This is a genomic window from Nonomuraea sp. NPDC052265 (assembly GCF_044547985.1).
Taxonomy (GTDB): domain Bacteria; phylum Actinomycetota; class Actinomycetes; order Streptosporangiales; family Streptosporangiaceae; genus Nonomuraea.
Window position 1 is genome coordinate 1 of the sequence record NZ_JBIUBJ010000014.1, and the last position, 16,035, is coordinate 16,035.

General features: G+C 72.3%; 14 protein-coding genes. 3 read left to right on the forward strand and 11 right to left on the reverse strand.

The window, feature by feature from the left end; all coding sequences use genetic code 11:
- Nucleotides 1-882 precede the first annotated feature (882 nt).
- A complete protein-coding gene (locus ACIHAD_RS32645; RefSeq protein ID WP_397358542.1) occupies nucleotides 883-2,349 on the forward strand; it encodes a glycosyltransferase family 39 protein in 1,467 nt (488 codons plus the stop codon).
- A gap of 40 nt (nucleotides 2,350-2,389) precedes the next feature.
- On the opposite strand, the gene tyrS is transcribed toward ACIHAD_RS32645, so the two are convergent.
- Entirely contained in the window at nucleotides 2,390-3,655 is a 1,266-nt protein-coding gene (gene tyrS / locus ACIHAD_RS32650) for a tyrosine--tRNA ligase (RefSeq protein WP_397358543.1), read from the reverse strand.
- An 88-nt stretch (nucleotides 3,656-3,743) separates the two neighbouring features.
- Here tyrS and ACIHAD_RS32655 point away from each other — a divergent pair, with 88 nt between their 5' ends.
- Complete coding sequence (locus ACIHAD_RS32655; protein ID WP_397358544.1) at nucleotides 3,744-4,145, forward strand: PH domain-containing protein; 402 nt, start codon at nucleotides 3,744-3,746, stop codon at nucleotides 4,143-4,145.
- Here the strand turns inward: ACIHAD_RS32655 and ACIHAD_RS32660 are convergent.
- The 8 genes from ACIHAD_RS32660 to argC all read right to left on the reverse strand — a co-directional run bounded on the left by ACIHAD_RS32660 (nucleotide 4,085) and on the right by argC (nucleotide 12,055).
- A complete protein-coding gene (locus ACIHAD_RS32660) occupies nucleotides 4,085-4,921 on the reverse strand; it encodes a DNA-3-methyladenine glycosylase (protein WP_397358545.1) in 837 nt (278 codons plus the stop codon). The two genes, ACIHAD_RS32655 and ACIHAD_RS32660, sit on opposite strands and share 61 nt — an antisense overlap.
- On the reverse strand, nucleotides 4,903-6,324 hold the full coding sequence (argH, locus tag ACIHAD_RS32665) for an argininosuccinate lyase (RefSeq protein ID WP_397358546.1): 1,422 nt from the start codon (nucleotides 6,322-6,324) through the stop codon (nucleotides 4,903-4,905). Before argH ends, ACIHAD_RS32660 begins: the two co-directional genes overlap by 19 nt.
- Nucleotides 6,325-6,402: 78 nt before the next feature.
- Complete coding sequence (locus tag ACIHAD_RS32670) at nucleotides 6,403-6,909, reverse strand: arginine repressor (RefSeq protein WP_397358547.1); 507 nt, start codon at nucleotides 6,907-6,909, stop codon at nucleotides 6,403-6,405.
- Nucleotides 6,906-7,853 carry an ornithine carbamoyltransferase gene (gene argF / locus ACIHAD_RS32675; protein WP_397358549.1) on the reverse strand — a complete coding sequence of 316 codons (948 nt, stop codon included), beginning with the start codon at nucleotides 7,851-7,853 and terminating at the stop codon, nucleotides 6,906-6,908. Before argF ends, ACIHAD_RS32670 begins: the two co-directional genes overlap by 4 nt.
- On the reverse strand, nucleotides 7,850-9,016 hold the full coding sequence (locus tag ACIHAD_RS32680) for an acetylornithine transaminase (protein ID WP_397358550.1): 1,167 nt from the start codon (nucleotides 9,014-9,016) through the stop codon (nucleotides 7,850-7,852). Before ACIHAD_RS32680 ends, argF begins: the two co-directional genes overlap by 4 nt.
- Nucleotides 9,013-9,888, reverse strand: coding sequence for an acetylglutamate kinase (gene argB, locus ACIHAD_RS32685; protein WP_397358551.1), 876 nt, complete (start codon nucleotides 9,886-9,888; stop codon nucleotides 9,013-9,015). The genes ACIHAD_RS32680 and argB overlap by 4 nt, the downstream gene beginning before the upstream one ends.
- Nucleotides 9,885-11,036 carry a bifunctional glutamate N-acetyltransferase/amino-acid acetyltransferase ArgJ gene (gene argJ / locus ACIHAD_RS32690; protein WP_397358552.1) on the reverse strand — a complete coding sequence of 384 codons (1,152 nt, stop codon included), beginning with the start codon at nucleotides 11,034-11,036 and terminating at the stop codon, nucleotides 9,885-9,887. The genes argB and argJ overlap by 4 nt, the downstream gene beginning before the upstream one ends.
- Nucleotides 11,033-12,055, reverse strand: coding sequence for an N-acetyl-gamma-glutamyl-phosphate reductase (gene argC / locus ACIHAD_RS32695; RefSeq protein WP_397358553.1), 1,023 nt, complete (start codon nucleotides 12,053-12,055; stop codon nucleotides 11,033-11,035). The genes argJ and argC overlap by 4 nt, the downstream gene beginning before the upstream one ends.
- Nucleotides 12,056-12,219: 164 nt before the next feature.
- On the opposite strand from argC, the gene ACIHAD_RS32700 reads away from it, so the two are divergent.
- Entirely contained in the window at nucleotides 12,220-12,759 is a 540-nt protein-coding gene (locus ACIHAD_RS32700; RefSeq protein WP_397358554.1) for a hypothetical protein, read from the forward strand.
- A 70-nt stretch (nucleotides 12,760-12,829) separates the two neighbouring features.
- Here ACIHAD_RS32700 and ACIHAD_RS32705 read toward each other — a convergent pair whose 3' ends face one another.
- Together ACIHAD_RS32705 and rhaI are read right to left on the reverse strand one after the other, a co-directional pair.
- Entirely contained in the window at nucleotides 12,830-14,869 is a 2,040-nt protein-coding gene (locus ACIHAD_RS32705; RefSeq protein WP_397358555.1) for a bifunctional aldolase/short-chain dehydrogenase, read from the reverse strand.
- Between the two features lie 5 nt (nucleotides 14,870-14,874).
- The gene (gene rhaI, locus ACIHAD_RS32710) at nucleotides 14,875-16,029 is read right to left on the reverse strand and encodes an L-rhamnose isomerase (RefSeq protein ID WP_397358556.1); all 1,155 of its coding nucleotides are present in this window, start codon (nucleotides 16,027-16,029) and stop codon (nucleotides 14,875-14,877) included.
- Between the last annotated feature and the right edge of the window lie 6 nt (nucleotides 16,030-16,035).

The following is a 16,035-nucleotide window of genomic DNA, read 5'->3' on the forward strand; positions in this document are numbered from 1 at the left end:
TATGCATGTAATTCATGCACTGGCTTTTAACACACTGTTGAGTTCTCAAGAAACGGACGCGTACTTCCTCACCAGAACCCGTTCCCGGATCCCCGCTCGGAGGCGCTCATTTCGTCTTTTCCATCTTAGCAAGTCCGCCGATTTTGTGTCAAATCCGGAGACTTGAACAAACCGGGCCAAACCTGCGTAGGATTGGATGCCTCGCTTCCGAGGCAACCCTCGTAACTTACCGTGTCATCCGGCACCTGTCGAATCAACCGATTATTCGGCGTGCTTCGGGCGCCTGAAGACAACCCATGCCAAAGCGCGTTGAAGCGCCTCGACCGAGGTGGCTTGTCATCTCAAGGGGCTTGTCCTGGAGCCCGTCCGCCTGTCGGCGTCCGGCTCGCTCCGGGGACGAAGTGAAAGATTAGGTCGCGATCCGCGACACGTCAAATCGCCGGACGGGGACACGGCGGAATGTGGGGCGGATCGGGGGGTGACGGTGTTCGTGGCGGGCCGGCGATGCACGAGTGAAGAGTGCGGTGGGGCGTCGGTAGAGGGTGGGCGGGGTCGGCTCGGATGTGGTCGGCATCAGCAAAGTTGGGACGGTTCGTCGAGGGCCTTCTGCGGGGGAGCACGAGGATGCGTAGCGCACGGCGTCCTGATATGTGGTGTTCGTCGGGTTGCACAGCAGGGGGTCGGTGCCAGGCCGGCGCGCCCGGCGTCGGACGGGCTCTTGCTTGAGGTGGTGACAGGCGACGGCGCCCTCGCGGACACGGGCCGTCAGTGGCGCGGACGGGCGTTCGTAGGGGCGCGTATTCTGCCCCGGTGACCACTGCCGCCACAATCGTTCCCTCTGCCCCGCCGGCGATCCGCTCCCGCTCCTCCGCCCCTTGGTGGATGGCTTTGGTCGCGGGGGCGGTGGCGTTCTCGGGGTCGGGGGCGGCCACCTTGAACGGTGACGAGCTGGCGACCATCAGTGCGGCTTCCCGGTCGCTGCCGGGGTTGTGGGAGTTGGGCCAGAACATCGACGGGCACTTCCTGCCGTACTACCTGTTCATGCACTTCTGGGTGAAGGCGGGCACGGCTGAGCTGTGGTTGCGGTTGCCGTCGGCGGTGGCGATCGGCGTGGCGGCCTGGTTTCTCGCTGACCTCGGGCGGCGGCTGCACAGTGTGCGGGCGGGGGTGATCGGGGCGGCGCTGTTCGCGATCCTGCCGTCCGTTTCCTATTACGGGGCTTTCGCCAGGTCGTATGCGTTCGCGGCGGCCGCGGTGGTGTTCTCGTTCTGGGCGCTGCATCGGGCGGTGGAGCGTCCGGGTGGGCGGCGGTGGGTAGCGTACGGGGTGGCGGTGGCGCTGGTGTGCTGCACGCATCTGTTCGCGGTGCTCGCGCTGCCCGCGCATCTGGCGCCTGCCCGGCGTGGGCAGCTGGTGCGGATGGCGGTGGCGCTGGGGGTCGGAGGGCTGCCCGCGGTCGTGCTGGGGCTGGTCGGGTTCGGGGAGCGGCATGCGATCAGCTGGATCCCGCAGCGGGGGCCGGAGGTGTGGCTCAAGTTCCCCAAGATGGCGGCGGGCTCGGCCGGGCTCGGGGTGCTGCTGTTCGCGGTCGCGATGGCCGGGGCGGTGGTGATGTGGAGGTCGACGGCGGGCCGGGATCCGGTGCGGGGGGACGAGGAGCATTCGTCGGAGCACGGACGGGTGCGACAGGACGAGGGGCGTTCGCGGGGTCGGGGGTTCGGAGAGGGGGGCCGGTGGGCTGTCGCGGGGGTGGGGTGGCTGGTGTTGCCGCCGCTGTTGCTGCTCGCGGTCTCGCAGTTGGTGACGCCCGCGTACGTGGACCGGTATCTGTTCGTGACGGCGCCGGCGCTGGCGCTGCTGGCGGGGGTGGCCGTGGCGGCGGTGCCGCGTTTCCCGGTGCCGGCGGGGGTGGCGATCGTGCTGGTGGGGGGCCTGCTCGCGGTCCCGGACCACCTGACGGTACGCGAGGAGAACGGGCGGTTCGAGAACATCCCGTGGGCGTTGCGGGTGGTCAGGGCCGAGCCCGGGGACGCGATCGTGTACGGGCAGAGCCAGCTGCGGGCCGGATTCGGCTACTACGCGGACTCCGCGATGCCCGACGACGTGCTGAAGACGGGTGAAGCGCCCGAGCCCGACGGCTTCGGCTTTCCGGAAAGGTCGGAGGTCGCGGCGGCGTTGGAGGGGCGCGAGCGGGTGTGGGTGGTGTGGCGCGGCACCAAGCAGGCGGGGTTGCAGGGCGACTCCGTGCCGCGGGTGGCGCAGGTGCGGCGGGCGGGGTTCGAGGCCGTGTCGGTCAAGCACTCGGCGGACCTGCCGGGGCTGACGGTGGCCCTGTTCGAGCGGAAATGACGGAGGCGGGCCCCGAAGGACCCGCCTCGCCGTTACGGGGTCAGGCGACCTCGACGCCACCGATCGACTTCTTGCCGCGGCGCAGCACCATGAACCGGCCCGCCAGCAGGTCGGACGCCCCCGGCACGTACGCCTCGTCGGTGATCTTGACGTTGTTCAAGTACGCGCCGCCCTCCTTGACCGCGCGCCTGGCCGCCGACTTCGACTCGACCAGGCCGCTGTCGGCCAGCAGGTCGACGAAGGTCGCGCCGAGCTCGGTGACGGTGGCCTTGGGGACCTCCGCCAGGGCGGCCTCCAGGGTGGCGGCGGGCAGCTCGTCCAGCGAGCCCTGACCGAACAGCGCCTTCGACGCGGCCACGACCGCCTCCAGCTCGGCGCGGCCGTGGAGCAGCTCGGTCAGGTCTTCGGCCAGCGTGCGCTGGGCCTCGCGCGCGAAGGGACGCTCGGCGACCGCCTTCTCCAGCTCTTCGATCTCCTCACGGCCGCGGAACGTGAACACCTTCAGGTAGTGGATCACGTCGCGGTCGTCGGAGTTGAGGAAGTACTGGTAGAAGGCGTACGGGGAGGTCATCTCGGGGTCGAGCCACAGGGCGCCGCCGGCGGTCTTGCCGAACTTGGTGCCGTCGGCCTTGGTGATCAGCGGCTGGGTGAGGACGTGCACGTGGCCGCCCTCGACGCGGCGGATCAGGTCGGCGCCCGCCGTGATGTTGCCCCACTGGTCGCTGCCGCCGAGCTGCAGCGTGCAGTTGTAGCGGCGGAACAGCTCAAGGAAGTCGTTGGACTGCAGGATCTGGTAGCTGAACTCGGTGTAGCTGAGCCCCTCCCCCGCCAGCCGGGCCGAGACCGACTCCCTGGCCAGCATGCGGTTGACCGGGAAGTGCTTGCCGATGTCGCGCAGGAAGTCGATGGCGCTCAGCTCGCCGGTCCAGTCGAGGTTGCTGACCAGGCGCGCCGGGTTGGCCGCCGCGTCGAAGTCGAGGAACTTGCCGACCTGGCCGCGCAGGCGCTCGACCCACTCGGCGACGATCTCGCTGGAGTTGAGCGAGCGCTCGGTGTTGCGTCCGCTGGGGTCGCCGATCAGGCCGGTGGCTCCGCCGACCAGGCCGATCACGTTGTGCCCGGCGAGCTGGAGGCGGCTCAGCGTGAGCAGCGGCACGAAGTGACCGACGTGCAGGGACGGCGCGGTGGGGTCGAAACCGCAATAGGCCGTGATCGGCGCCTTGGCCATGGACGCCCGCAGGGCGTCGATGTCGGTGGACTGGGCGATCAATCCTCGCCACGCGAGGTCGTCGATGATGTCGGTCACGGTGATGTGGCTTCCCTGAGTCGGATGTCGGTGCCTTTAGCCTGCCCGATCAGTGCGCCTGCGCGCCACTTGGATACGCTCGGTGTCCATGTGGAGGGTCCGTCGGGAGCTGGCCGTTTTCAAGATCTTAGGGGCTCTGGCGTGCGCCGGGCTCGCCGTCTTCTGGTGGGTGGCCGGGGACGTGCGCGGGGTGATCCTGGCGGTGCCGGCGGCCGTTCTGGTGGGCGGGATGGGGCTGCGCGACCTGCTGGTGCCGGTGCGGCTGGCCGCCGACGCGGACGGGATCACGGTGGTGCACGGGTTCGCCGGGCGGCGGCACGTGCCGTGGGAGGCGGTCGAGGACGTCAAGGTGGACGTGCGCAGGCGGTTCGGGTTGCGCAGCGAGATGCTGGAGATCGACACCGGCGACCACCTGCACGTCTTCAGCGCTCACGAGCTGGGGGTCTCCCCCACCGAGGTGGCCGCGGAGCTGCGCCGGCGCGGCACGTGAACCCGGTACGGCGAGACGGTCGGGTCGCCGTCGATCCAGAACCGCCACGGGGTCTCCTTGGCGGTCGAGACGCCGGTGCGCGGGCCTGACCTGATCGTGCCGGGGTCGGCGGGCCGGCCTTCGAGGACGGCGGCCGAGCCGTGGGGCAGGCCGGTGAGCCAGGTGGCGTGCTCCGGTCCGGGGCCGGGATGCCCGGCAATCCCAGGGTTCTCGGGGTTTCCGGCGTTCCCGGGGGTCCCGGTGAGGGGCGGCAGGGCGGTGGGTGAGCCTTCCCAGATCGCGTCGAGGCCGTTGTGCTCGCGCAGCAGGCCCAGCGCGACGGCCAGCCTGGCGGGGCCGCGGGCCAGGTCGCGGTCCGGCACGCCCCTGGCACGTCCGGCCGCGGTGGCCCGTCCCGCGTCGGAGGCCGGGGCGGGGGTGCGGCGGGTGCGGGCCTCGTCGAGGCCGGCGACGATCTCGCCGGCGCGGACCAGCACGGCCGAGCCGTGGCCCTCGGGCAGGCAGACGAGGTTCGCGCAGAAGTGCATGCCGTAGGTGAAGTACACGTACAGGTGGCCGGGCGGGCCGAACATGACGGCGTTGCGGGGGGTCCTGCCGCGGTAGGTGTGGGCCGCCGGGTCCTCGCCGGGGCCGCCGTACGCCTCGACCTCGGTGAGGCGGACGGCGACCGGGCCGTGCACGAGGACGCGCCCGAGCAGGTCGGGCGCGACCTCGTGCGAGGGCCGGTCGAAGAAACTCCGCGGCAGCGGCGCGGCGCTCAGCTTCCCGAGGCCCATGCCGCCTGCGCGTCGACCGCCTCGCGCAGGGCGACGAGCTGGTCGCGTACGCGGTCGGGCGCGGTGCCGCCGTGGGCCTTGCGGGCCGCCAGCGCGCCGGGCACGTTGAGCACGTCGCGGACGTCGGGCGTCAGGTGCGGCGAGACCTTGGCCAGCTCGTCGTCGCTCAGGTCGCCGAGGTCCTTGTCGTTGACCTGGCACCAGACCACCAGGTGGCCGACGGCCTCGTGCGCGTCGCGGAACGGCACGCCGCGCCGCACCAGCAGCTCGGCCAGGTCGGTGGCCAGGGCGAACCCGTCGGGCGCCGAGGCCTCCATGCGGGCGGTGTTGACGCGCATGGTCGCGACCAGGCCGGCCATCGCGGGCAGGACGAGCAGCAGCGTGTCGACCGAGTCGAACACCGGCTCCTTGTCCTCCTGAAGGTCGCGGTTGTAGGTCAGCGGCAGGCCCTTGAGCGTGGTCAGCATCGACATCAGGTTGCCGATCAGGCGTCCGGACTTGCCGCGGGCCAGCTCGGCGACGTCGGGGTTCTTCTTCTGGGGCATGATCGACGAGCCGGTGGAGTAGGCGTCGTCCATCTCGATCCAGCGGAACTCCTGCGAGGCCCACAGGACGATCTCCTCGCCCAGCCGCGACAGGTGCACGCCGATCATCGCCGCGTCGAACAGGAACTCGGCGGCGAAGTCGCGGTCGGCGACGGCGTCCATCGAGTTGGGCGCGGCGGCGGAGAAGCCCAGCTCCTCGGCCACGGCCTGCGGGTCGAGCGGCAGCGAGGAGCCCGCCAGGGCGCCGGAGCCGAGCGGGGAGACCGCGGCGCGCTTGTCCCAGTCGGTGAGACGGTCGATGTCGCGGGTGAAGGCGTGGACGTGGGCCAGGAGCTGGTGGCCGAAGGAGACGGGCTGGGCGTGCTGCAGGTGCGTCATGCCCGGCGCGGCGGTCTCGGCGTGCTGCTCGGCCTGGGCCATCAGCGCGGTCTCCAGCTCGACCAGGCGGGAGACGATGCTGCGCACGTGGTCGCGGAGGTAGAGGCGCAGGTCGGTGGCGATCTGGTCGTTGCGGCTTCGGCCCGCGCGCAGCTTGCCGCCGAGCGAGCCGAGCCGCTCCAGCAGGCCGCGTTCCAGCGCGGTGTGCACGTCCTCGTCGGCCACGGTCGGGCGGAACTCGCCCGCCTTGCAGGCGGCCTCCAGGTCGTCGAGCGCGCCGATCATGCGCTCGAGCTCGTCGTCGCTGAGCAGCCCCGCCCTGTGCAGCACGCGGGCGTGCGCCCTGGACGCCGCCAGGTCGTACGGCACCAGCCGCCAGTCGAAGTGCACGCTCACCGACAGCCGGGCCAGCGCGTCGGACGGACCGCTCTCGAAGCGTCCGCCCCACAGCCGCATCGGCTTGCCATCACTCACCGTCATCTCCTCCATTTCCCACGCGACCATAGTGCAACTCAACCCTTCTTGGCGTCAGGGGCGACCGCGATCCCGGCGACCGGGCTAACCACGCCGGTCCGCCACGCGCAGCAGCGCCTCCGCGACGGCCTGGCCGCCCGTCGGATCGCGGCTGATGACGAGGATCGTGTCGTCGCCCGCGACCGTGCCGAGGATGGACTCCCAGTCGGCGTGGTCGATGGCGGAGGCGAGGAACTGGGCGGCGCCCGGCGGGGTCCTGACCATGACCAGGTTGGCCGAGGCGTCGGCGGCCACGAGCAGTTCCTCGGCGATGCGGTGCAGTCGCGCCGCCGGGGTCTCGCCGCCGCCGGTCCTGGTGAGCGGGATGCGGTCGCCGCCCTCGCCGGGCAGCGCGTACACCAGGGAGCCGTCGTCGGCGCGCAGCTTGAGCGCGCCGAGCTCGTCGAGGTCGCGGGAGAGGGTGGCCTGGGTGACCTCGACGCCGCTCTCGGCCAGCAGCTTGGCCAGCTCGGGCTGGGAGCGCACGGCCTTGCGTTGCAGCAGGTCGGTGATCTTCGCCTGCCGCGCGGCCTTGGTCATCGGGATGGTCATCCGCGCGCCACCAGCCAGTGGAGCAGGGCCTTCTGCGCGTGCAGCCGGTTCTCCGCCTGGTCCCACACGACGCTGGCCGGGCCGTCGAGGACGTCGGCGGTGATCTCCTTGCCGCGGTAGGCGGGCAGGCAGTGCAGGACGATCGCCTCGGGCGCGGCGTGCGCCAGCAGCTCGGCGTTCACCTGGTACGGCGAGAACGCGGCCGCCCGCTCCTCCTTGCCGCTCTGCCCCATCGACACCCAGGTGTCGGTGGCGATCACGTGCGCCCCCTGGACGGCCTCGGCCGGGTCGGTCGTCGCGGCCACCGATCCGCCGGTCCTGGCCGCGACGTCGGCGGCCTGGCCGAGGATCACGGCGTCGGGCTGGTAGCCGGCCGGGGCGGCGATCCGTACGTGCATGCCGGCCGTGGCGCCGCCGAGCAGGTAGGAGTGGGCCATGTTGTTGGCGCCGTCGCCGACGTACGTCAGCCTCAGCCCGGCCGTGCCGCCCAGCCGCTCGCGGACGGTCTGCAGGTCGGCGAGGATCTGGCAGGGGTGGAAGTCGTCGGTGAGCGCGTTGACGACCGGGACCGCGGAGGCGGCGGCCATCTCCTCGACGAGCCGCTGCCCGGTGGTGCGCCACACGATCGCGGCCACCTGTCGGTCGAGCACGCGGGCGATGTCGGCGGTGGGCTCGCCCCTGCCCATCAGCACCGCGACGTTGTCCACGACGAGCGGCAGGCCGCCGAGCTCGCCGATGCCGGTGTGGAAGGAGACGCGGGTGCGGGCCGAGGGCTTGTCGAACAGGACGGCGACGGTCTTGGGGCCCTCGAACGGCCGGTAGCCGAACCGGTCCTTCTTCATCGCGGCGGCCAGGTCGAGGACCTCCGCCTGCTCCTCCGGCGTCAGGTCGTCATCCCGCAAGAAGTGTCTGACCTGCGCCGGGTCCGCGCGGTGCCGGGTCACGCCGACGCCTCCTCGAGGATCGCGGGGAACGCCTCGACGAAGGCGTTCACCTCCTCGTGGGTGACCACCAGCGGCGGCGCGAGGCGTACGGCGTCCGGCTGGAGGGCGTTGACCAGGAAGCCCGCCTCGGCGGCGGCCTGCTGCACGCGCGCCGAACGCTCCTCCTTCAGGACGACGCCCAGCCACAGGCCGCGCCCGCGCACGCCCTTCAGCAGCGGGTGGCGGATCGCCTCCAGGCCGCCGCGCAGCCCGGCGGCCACCGACTTGACGTGGTCGAGGTCGAGGTTGTCCAGCACGGCCAGCGCCGCCGCGCACGAGACCGGGTTGCCGCCGAACGTCGAGCCGTGGTCGCCCTTGTCGAACAGCCGGCCCACCTCGCCGAACCCGACGCACGCGCCGATCGGCAGGCCGCCGCCGAGCCCCTTGGCCAGGGTCAGGATGTCGGGCGTGACGCCGTCGGCCTGGTGGGCGAACCAGTGGCCGGTACGGCCGATCGCCGACTGGATCTCGTCGGCGACCAGCAGCGCGCCGGTGGCGTCGCAGATCTCGCGGGCGGCCTCGAAGTAGCCCTCGGGCGGCGGGACCACGCCGGCCTCGCCCTGCGTCGGCTCCAGGAACACCGCGATGCAGTCGCCGGTCACGGCCTCCTTGAGCGCGTCGGCGTCGCCGTACGGGACGAAGCGCACGTCCACGGGGAACGGGCCGAACTGGTCGCGGATGGCCTTCTTGCCGGTCAGCGACAGGGCGCCGATCGTCCGGCCGTGGAAGCCGTTCTCGGCGGCGACGAAGTAGGAGCGGCCCTCGCGCCTGCCGTACTTGACGGCGAGCTTGTAGGCGGCCTCGTTGGCCTCGGTGCCGGAGTTGGCGAAGAAGATCCGGGCGGGGGCGTTGAGCAGGTCGAGCAGCCGCTCGGCGAGCAGCACCTCGGGCTCGTGCAGGAACAGGTTGCTGGTGTGGGCGAGCGTGGCGACCTGCTTGGAGACCGCCTCGACCAGGGCGGGGTGGGCGTGGCCGAGCGAGCTGACCGCGATGCCGCCGATGAAGTCGAGGTACTCCTTGCCGTCGACGTCCCAGACGCGGGTGCCCTCGCCGCGGGCCAGGGCGATCGGGGGGACGCCGTAGTTGGGCATGAACGCCTGCTCGAACCGCTCGTGGAGGCTCATGAGGGCATCACCATGGTTCCGATTCCTTCGTTGGTGAAGATTTCCAGCAGCATCGAGTGGGGCACGCGGCCGTCGAGGACGTGCGCCTGGGGCACTCCCCCGCGCACGGCGGTCAGGCACGCCTCCATCTTGGGCACCATGCCGCTGGACAGGGTGGGCAGCAGCTTCTCCAGCTCGTCGGCGTCGAGCTGGTCGATCACGTCGGTGTCGTCGGGCCAGTTGGCGTACAGGCCCTCGACGTCGGTGAGGACGATCAGCTTCTGCGCCCCCAGCGCCACGGCCAGCGCGGCGGCCGCGGTGTCCGCATTTACATTGTAGATTTCTCCGTCGGTGCCGGTGGCGACGCTGGAGACGACCGGGATGCGGCCGTCGTCGATCAGCGCGCGCACGGCGCCCGGGTCGACCTTGACGATCTCGCCGACCTGGCCGATGTCCACCGGCTCGCCGTCGACGATGGCGGGCTTGCGCTCGGCGGTGAACAGGCCCGCGTCCTCGCCGGACATGCCGACCGCGAACGGGCCGTGCCGGTTGACCAGGCCGACGATGTCGCGGCCCACCTGGCCGACCAGGACCATCCTGACGACCTGCATGGCCTCGGGCGTGGTGACGCGCAGGCCGGCGGTGAAGGTGGACTCGATGCCGAGCCGGTCGAGGGCGCTGCTGATCTGCGGGCCGCCGCCGTGGACGACCACCGGGCGCAGGCCGGCGTGGTGCAGGAACACGACGTCCTCGGCGAAGCCCTCCTTGAGGGACTCGTCGGTCATGGCGTTGCCGCCGTACTTGACGACGACGGTCGCGCCGTGGAAGCGGGTCAGCCAGGGCAGCGCCTCGATCAGCGCCTCGGCCTTGGTCGCCGCGGTGACGGCCCTCATGAGGAGTACGCCGAGTTCTCGTGGACGTACTCGGCGGTCAGGTCCGTGGTGTGGATCGTGGCGCTGTGGCGGCCGGCCGACAGGTCGATGGTGATCGTCACGTCGCGAGGGCGCATGTCCACCTTGGACCGGTCGTCGCCGACGGAGCCGTCGCGGCAGATCCAGATGCCGTTGATGGCGACGTTGACGCGGTCGGGCTCGAAGGCGGCCTTCGTCGTGCCGACGGCGGCCAGGACGCGGCCCCAGTTGGGGTCCTCGCCATGGATGGCGCATTTGAGCAGGTTGGAACGGGCGACCGTGCGGCCCACCTCGACGGCGTCGTCCTCGGTGGCGGCGCCGACGACCTCGACGGCGATCGCCTTGGAGGCGCCCTCGGCGTCCACGAGGAGCTGCCTGGCCAGGTCGGCGCAGACCTCCTGCACCTTCTGCCCGAACTCGGCCAGGTCGGGCCTGACCCCGGCGGCGCCGCTGGCCAGCAGCAGCACGGTGTCGTTGGTGGACATGCAGCCGTCGGAGTCGAGTCGGTCGAAGGTCGTGGCCGTGGCGGCGCGCAGCGCGGTGTCGAGCTCCTCGCTGGTCAGGTCGGCGTCGGTGGTGATCACGCAGAGCATGGTGGCCAGGGCGGGGGCGAGCATGCCGGCGCCCTTGGCCATGCCGCCGACCATGTAGCCGTCGGCCCGCTTGAAGGAGATCTTGGAGACGGTGTCGGTGGTGCGGATGGCGTCGGCCGCGGCCAGCCCGCCGTCGCGGGAGAGCTGGCCGGCGGCGGTCTGGACGCCGGTCAGCAGGGCCTCCATCGGCAGCCGCTCGCCGATCAGCCCGGTGGAGCAGACCGCGATCTCGCCCGCGCTGTCGCCGATGACCTCGGCGACCTTCTCGGCGGTGGCGTGGGTGTCCTGGAAGCCCTCGGGCCCGGTGCAGGCGTTGGCGCCGCCGGAGTTGAGCACCACCGCGCGCAGCCGCCCGCCCGCCAGGACCTGCTGCGACCACAGCACGGGGGCGGCCTTGACGCGGTTGGCGGTGAAGACGCCCGCGGCGGCGCGGCTGGGGCCGTCGTTGACGACGAGGGCCAGATCACGGGCGTCGCCGGACTTGATGCCCGCGGCGACGCCCGCGGCCCGGAAGCCCAAGGGGGCGGTGACACTCATGGTGCTACTCCTGTCAGGGGAAGGCCGAGCTCTTCCGGCAGGCCGAGGGCGAGGTTGACGCTCTGGATCGCGCCTCCGGCCGTGCCCTTGGCGAGGTTGTCGATGGCGATGACGGCGACCACGCGGCCGGCGCGCTCGTCGAGCGTCACCTGAAGGGCGGCGGTGTTGGCGCCGTACGTCATGGAGGTGGCCGGCCAGACGCCCTCGGGCAGGAGCCGGACGAACGGCTCGGCCTTCAGCGCGACCTCGTAGGCGGTGCGCAGCGACTCGCGGGTGAGGCCGGGGGCGGCGGGTGCGGTGCAGGTGGCCAGGATGCCGCGGCTCATGGGGGCCAGGGTGGGGGTGAAGGAGACGCGTACGGGGGCGCCGGCGACGGCGGACAGCCCCTGTTCCATCTCGGGCGTGTGGCGGTGGACGCCGCCCACGCCGTACGCGCCGACCGAGCCCATGACCTCGCTGCCCAGCAGATTGGGCTTGAGCGCCTTGCCCGCGCCGCTGGTGCCGCTGGCGGCCACCACGACCACGTCGGGACCGGCCAGGCCCGCGGCGAAGGCCGGCCACAGGGCCAGCAGGACCGAGGTCGGGTAGCAGCCGGGGACGGCGATGCGCCGGGCCCGCTTGAGCACCTCGCGCTGGCCGGGCAGCTCGGGCAGGCCGTAGGGCCAGGTGCCGGCGTGGTCGCCGCCGTAGAACTCGCGCCAGGCCGCGGGGTCGGCGAGCCGGTGGTCGGCGCCGCAGTCGACCACGATCGTGTCCTCGCCGAGCCCGGCGGCGACGGCGGCCGAGTGGCCGTGCGGCAGCGCGAGGAAGACCACGTCGTGCCCGGCGAGCACGCCGGGCGTGGTCTCCTCCAGGACGCGGTCGGCCAGCTGCGGCAGGTGCGGCTGGTGGGCGCCGAGGAGGCTGCCCGCGCTGGAGGCCGCGGTGAGCGCGCCGATCTCGAACCCGGGGTGGCCGAGCAGGAGGCGGAGCAGCTCACCTCCGGCATAGCCGCTGGCTCCCGCGATCGCTGCTCTCATCCGGCTCTCCTGCATATTCATGCACCCTATCTCATGACCTTGCTTGTGAAGATGATGCACTCAAGAGGATGATTATGCAAGCTGAGACGGCCCGCGCCGGTGACAGGGGCATGTCCCAGCCCTTTCCAGGCCAATCCCAAGTGGCGGGCGGGATGCTGCCGGGCATGAGCGATTTCCTGTCCGATCTCACCTTCGTCACCCCGTCGCGCGGGCGCGGTCCCGGGCCGTTCGGGCGCGCCGTCCTCGTGCTGCTCTGGGTGGGGATCTGCGTGCTGCCGGCGGTGCTCTCCGTCCCGGACTTCCGGCTGGCGACCGGCCGGACTGGCACGCCGGGGACGCTGACCGTGCTCTCCTGCGCCGACCTGGGCCAGGGGCGTTACGACTGCAAGGGACGCTTCACGCCCGACTCCGGTGGCCCGGCCGTCCCGGTGGACGCCTCCCCCGACTCCGAGGCGGGCGACGTGACGCGGGCGCAGCTCACGCCCGAGGGCGACCGGGCGGCGCCGGCGGGGACCAGGGGTGTGCTGGCCGCGGCGGCCCTGCCCGGGGTGGGGCTGGGCGGGATCGGGTTCCTGCCCTACGTGCTCCTCTACTGGGCCGGGGCGGGACGGCGGGCCAGGCGGGCAGCCGTGGCGGCGGGCTGCGTGATCACCGCCGCCGGGCTGGTGCTGACGATCGCGGGAATGGCCGCGGCCTACTCGTGAGGACGCCGCCACGGGCCCGTGACGGCGAAGAGGCGGTCGGCGGGCCGCCGGAGGGCGGCCCGCCTACGGGTCATCTCAGGAAGGCGGCGGCGACGCCCGCGTCCACCGGGACGTGCAGGCCCGTGGTGTGGGTCAGGTCGGACCCGGCGAGCGCGTAGACCGCGGCGGCCACGTGCTCGGGCAGGACCTCGCGCTTGAGCAGGGTGCGCCGGGCGTAGAACTCGCCCAGGCGCTCCTCCTCCACGCCGTACACCGCCGCGCGGTTGGCGCCCCAGCCGGAGGCGAAGATGCCCGAGCCGCGCACCACGCCGTCGGGGTTGACGCCGTTGACGCGGACGCCGTGCTCGCCCAGCTCGGCGGCCAGCAGGCGGACCTGGTGGGCCTGGTCGGCCTTGGCCGCGCCGTAGGCGACGTTGTTCGGCCCGGCGAAGACGGCGTTCTTGGAGGAGATGTAGACGATGTCCCCGCCCATCGCCTGGCCGATCAGCACCCGGGCGCATTCGCGGGAGACCAGGAACGAGCCCCGGGCCATCACGTCGTGCTGCAGGTCCCAGTCGTCCAGGCTGGTCTCCAGCAGGGAGCGCGACAGCGACAGACCGGCGTTGTTCACCACCAGGTCCACGCCGCCGAAGGCGAGCACGGCGGCCCGTACGGCGGCCACCACCTGCTCCTCGGACGTGACGTCCACCCCCACGGCCACGGCGGCGTCGGACGTCCGGTACGCCCCGGCGCCGATCTCGGCGGCGACCTTCTCCGCGGCGGCCAGGTCGCGGTCGGCGAGCACCACGCACGCCCCTTCGGCCGCCAGCCGCCGCGCGGTCGCCGCGCCGATGCCCGAGCCCGCGCCGGTGACCAGCGCCACCCGCCCGGCCAGCGGCTTCGGCTTCGGCATCCGGCGCAGCTTGGCCTCCTCCAGCTCCCAGTACTCGATCCGGAACTTCTCCGACTCAGGGATGGGCGCGTAGGCCGAGACGGACTCGGCGCCGCGCATGACGTTGACCGCGTTGACGTAGAACTCGCCGGCCACGCGGGCGGTCTGCTTGTCCTTGCCGAAGGAGAACATGCCGACGCCGGGCACCAGCACGATCGCCGGGTCCGCGCCGCGCATCGGCGGCGAGTCCGGGGTGGCGTGGCGCTCGTAGTAGGCGGTGTAGTCGGCGCGGTAGGCGGCGTGCAGCTCGCGCAGCCGGGCGACCGCCTGGTCCAGGGGCGCGTCCGGCGGCAGGTCCAGGACCAGCGGGGCGACCTTGGTGCGCAGGAAGTGGTCGGGGCAGGACGTGCCGAGCGCGGCCAGGCGCGGATGCTCGGCCCGCGAGAGGAAGTCCAGCACCTCGGGGCTGTCGGTGTAGTGGCCGACCTGCCGCGCGTCGGAGGAGGCCAGCCCCCGCACGACCGGGAACAGCGCGGCGGCCCGCGCGTGCCGTTCGCCCTCGGGCAGCGGCTCGTGGATCACCGGCCCGAACGGGTCGGGGCGGCCGTTGGCGGCCAGGTACTCCTCGGCGGTGCGGATGATCTCCAGGGAGCGGGCCTCGCACTCCTGCGAGGTGGCGCCCCAGGCGGTGATGCCGTGGCCGCCGAGCACGCACCCGATGGCCCGCGGGTTGGCCTCCTTGACGGCGGCGATGTCCAGGCCGAGCTGGAAGCCGGGCCGCCGCCAGGGCACCCACACCACGCGGTCGCCGAAGACGCGCCGGGTCAGCTCCTCGCCGTCGCGGGCGGTGGCCAGGGCGATCCCGGCGTCGGGGTGCAGGTGGTCCACGTGGGCGGCCTCGACCAGGCCGTGCATGGCGGTGTCGATCGAGGGGGCGGCGCCGCCCCGGCCGTGCAGGCAGTAGTCGAAGGCGGCGACCATCTCGTCCTCGCGTTCGACGCCGGGGTAGACGGCGGCGAGCGCGCGCAGGCGGTCCAGGCGCAGGACGGCCAGGCCGTCCTCCTTGAGCGTGCCGAGGTCGCCGCCCGAGCCCTTGACCCAGAGCAGCTCGACGTCCTGGCCGGTCACCGGGTCGGGGGCGTGGCCCTTGGCGGAGGTGTTGCCGCCGGCGAAGTTGGTGTTGCGCGGGTCGGCGCCCAGGCGGTGGGAGCGGCCCAGCAGTTCGTTGATGACGTGCATGGTGGTCAGGCCCCCCAGCCGGCCTGCGTGCCGCCGACGCGCTCGGCAGCGATTTTCTCGAAATATCCGGACTTGGCGTACGCGGCCATCGGGTCGGGCGCGAGGCCCGTCTCCTCCCGCAGCTCGGCGAGCAGCGGCCGCACGTCGGTGTTGTAGGCGTCCATGAGCACGGCGTTCGCGCCCAGCACGTCTCCCCCGGTCTGGGCGGCGGCCAGCGCGTCCCGGTCCACCAGCAGCGCCTTGGCCGTGGCCTCCTGGACGTTCATGACCGAGCGGATCTGGCCGGGGATCTTGGGCTCGATGTTGTGGCACTGGTCGAGCATGAACGCCACGCCCGCCTCCAGGCCGCCCCCGCGCACGACCTCGTACATGATGCGGAAGAGCTGGAACGGGTCGGCCGCGCCCACCATGAGGTCGTCGTCGGCGTAGAAGCGGGAGTTGAAGTCGAAGCCGCCGAGCTTCCCCTCGCGCAGCAGGAACGCCACGATGAACTCGATGTTGACGCCCGGCGCGTGGTGGCCGGTGTCCACGACGACCTGCGCCTTGGGGCCGAGCTTCAGGCAGTGGGCGTATGCGGTGCCCCAGTCGGGCACGTCGGTGGTGTAGAAGGCGGGCTCGAACAGCTTGTACTCCAGCAGGAAGCGCTGGTCCTCGCCGAGCCGGGCGTACACCGCGGCCAGGGCCTCGGACAGGCGGTCCTGGCGGGCGCGGATGTCGTCCTGGCCGGGGTAGTTGGTGCCGTCGGAGAACCACAGCTTGAGCGTGGCCGAGCCGGTGGCGTCCATGATGTCGACGCACTCCAGCAGGTGCGCCAGCGCCTTGCGGCGGACCGCGGGGTCGGGGTTGGTGACGCTGCCGAGCATGTAGGCGTCGTCCTGGAAGACGTTGGAGTTGATCGCCCCGATGCCGACGCCCAGCTCGCGGGCGTGGGCGGCCAGGTGGCCGTAGTCGGCCACCTTGTCCCAGGGGATGTGCAGGGCGACCGTGGGGGCGACGCCGGTGTGGGCGTGCACCTGGGCGGCGTCGGCCAGCTTCTCGTACGGGTCGCGCGGCACGCCCTGCTGCGCGAACACCTTGAACCGGGTGCCGCTGTTGCCGTACGCCCACGACGGCGTCTCGATGTGCAGCGCGCGCAGGGCGGCCTTGATGTCAGTGGTCATGACTCC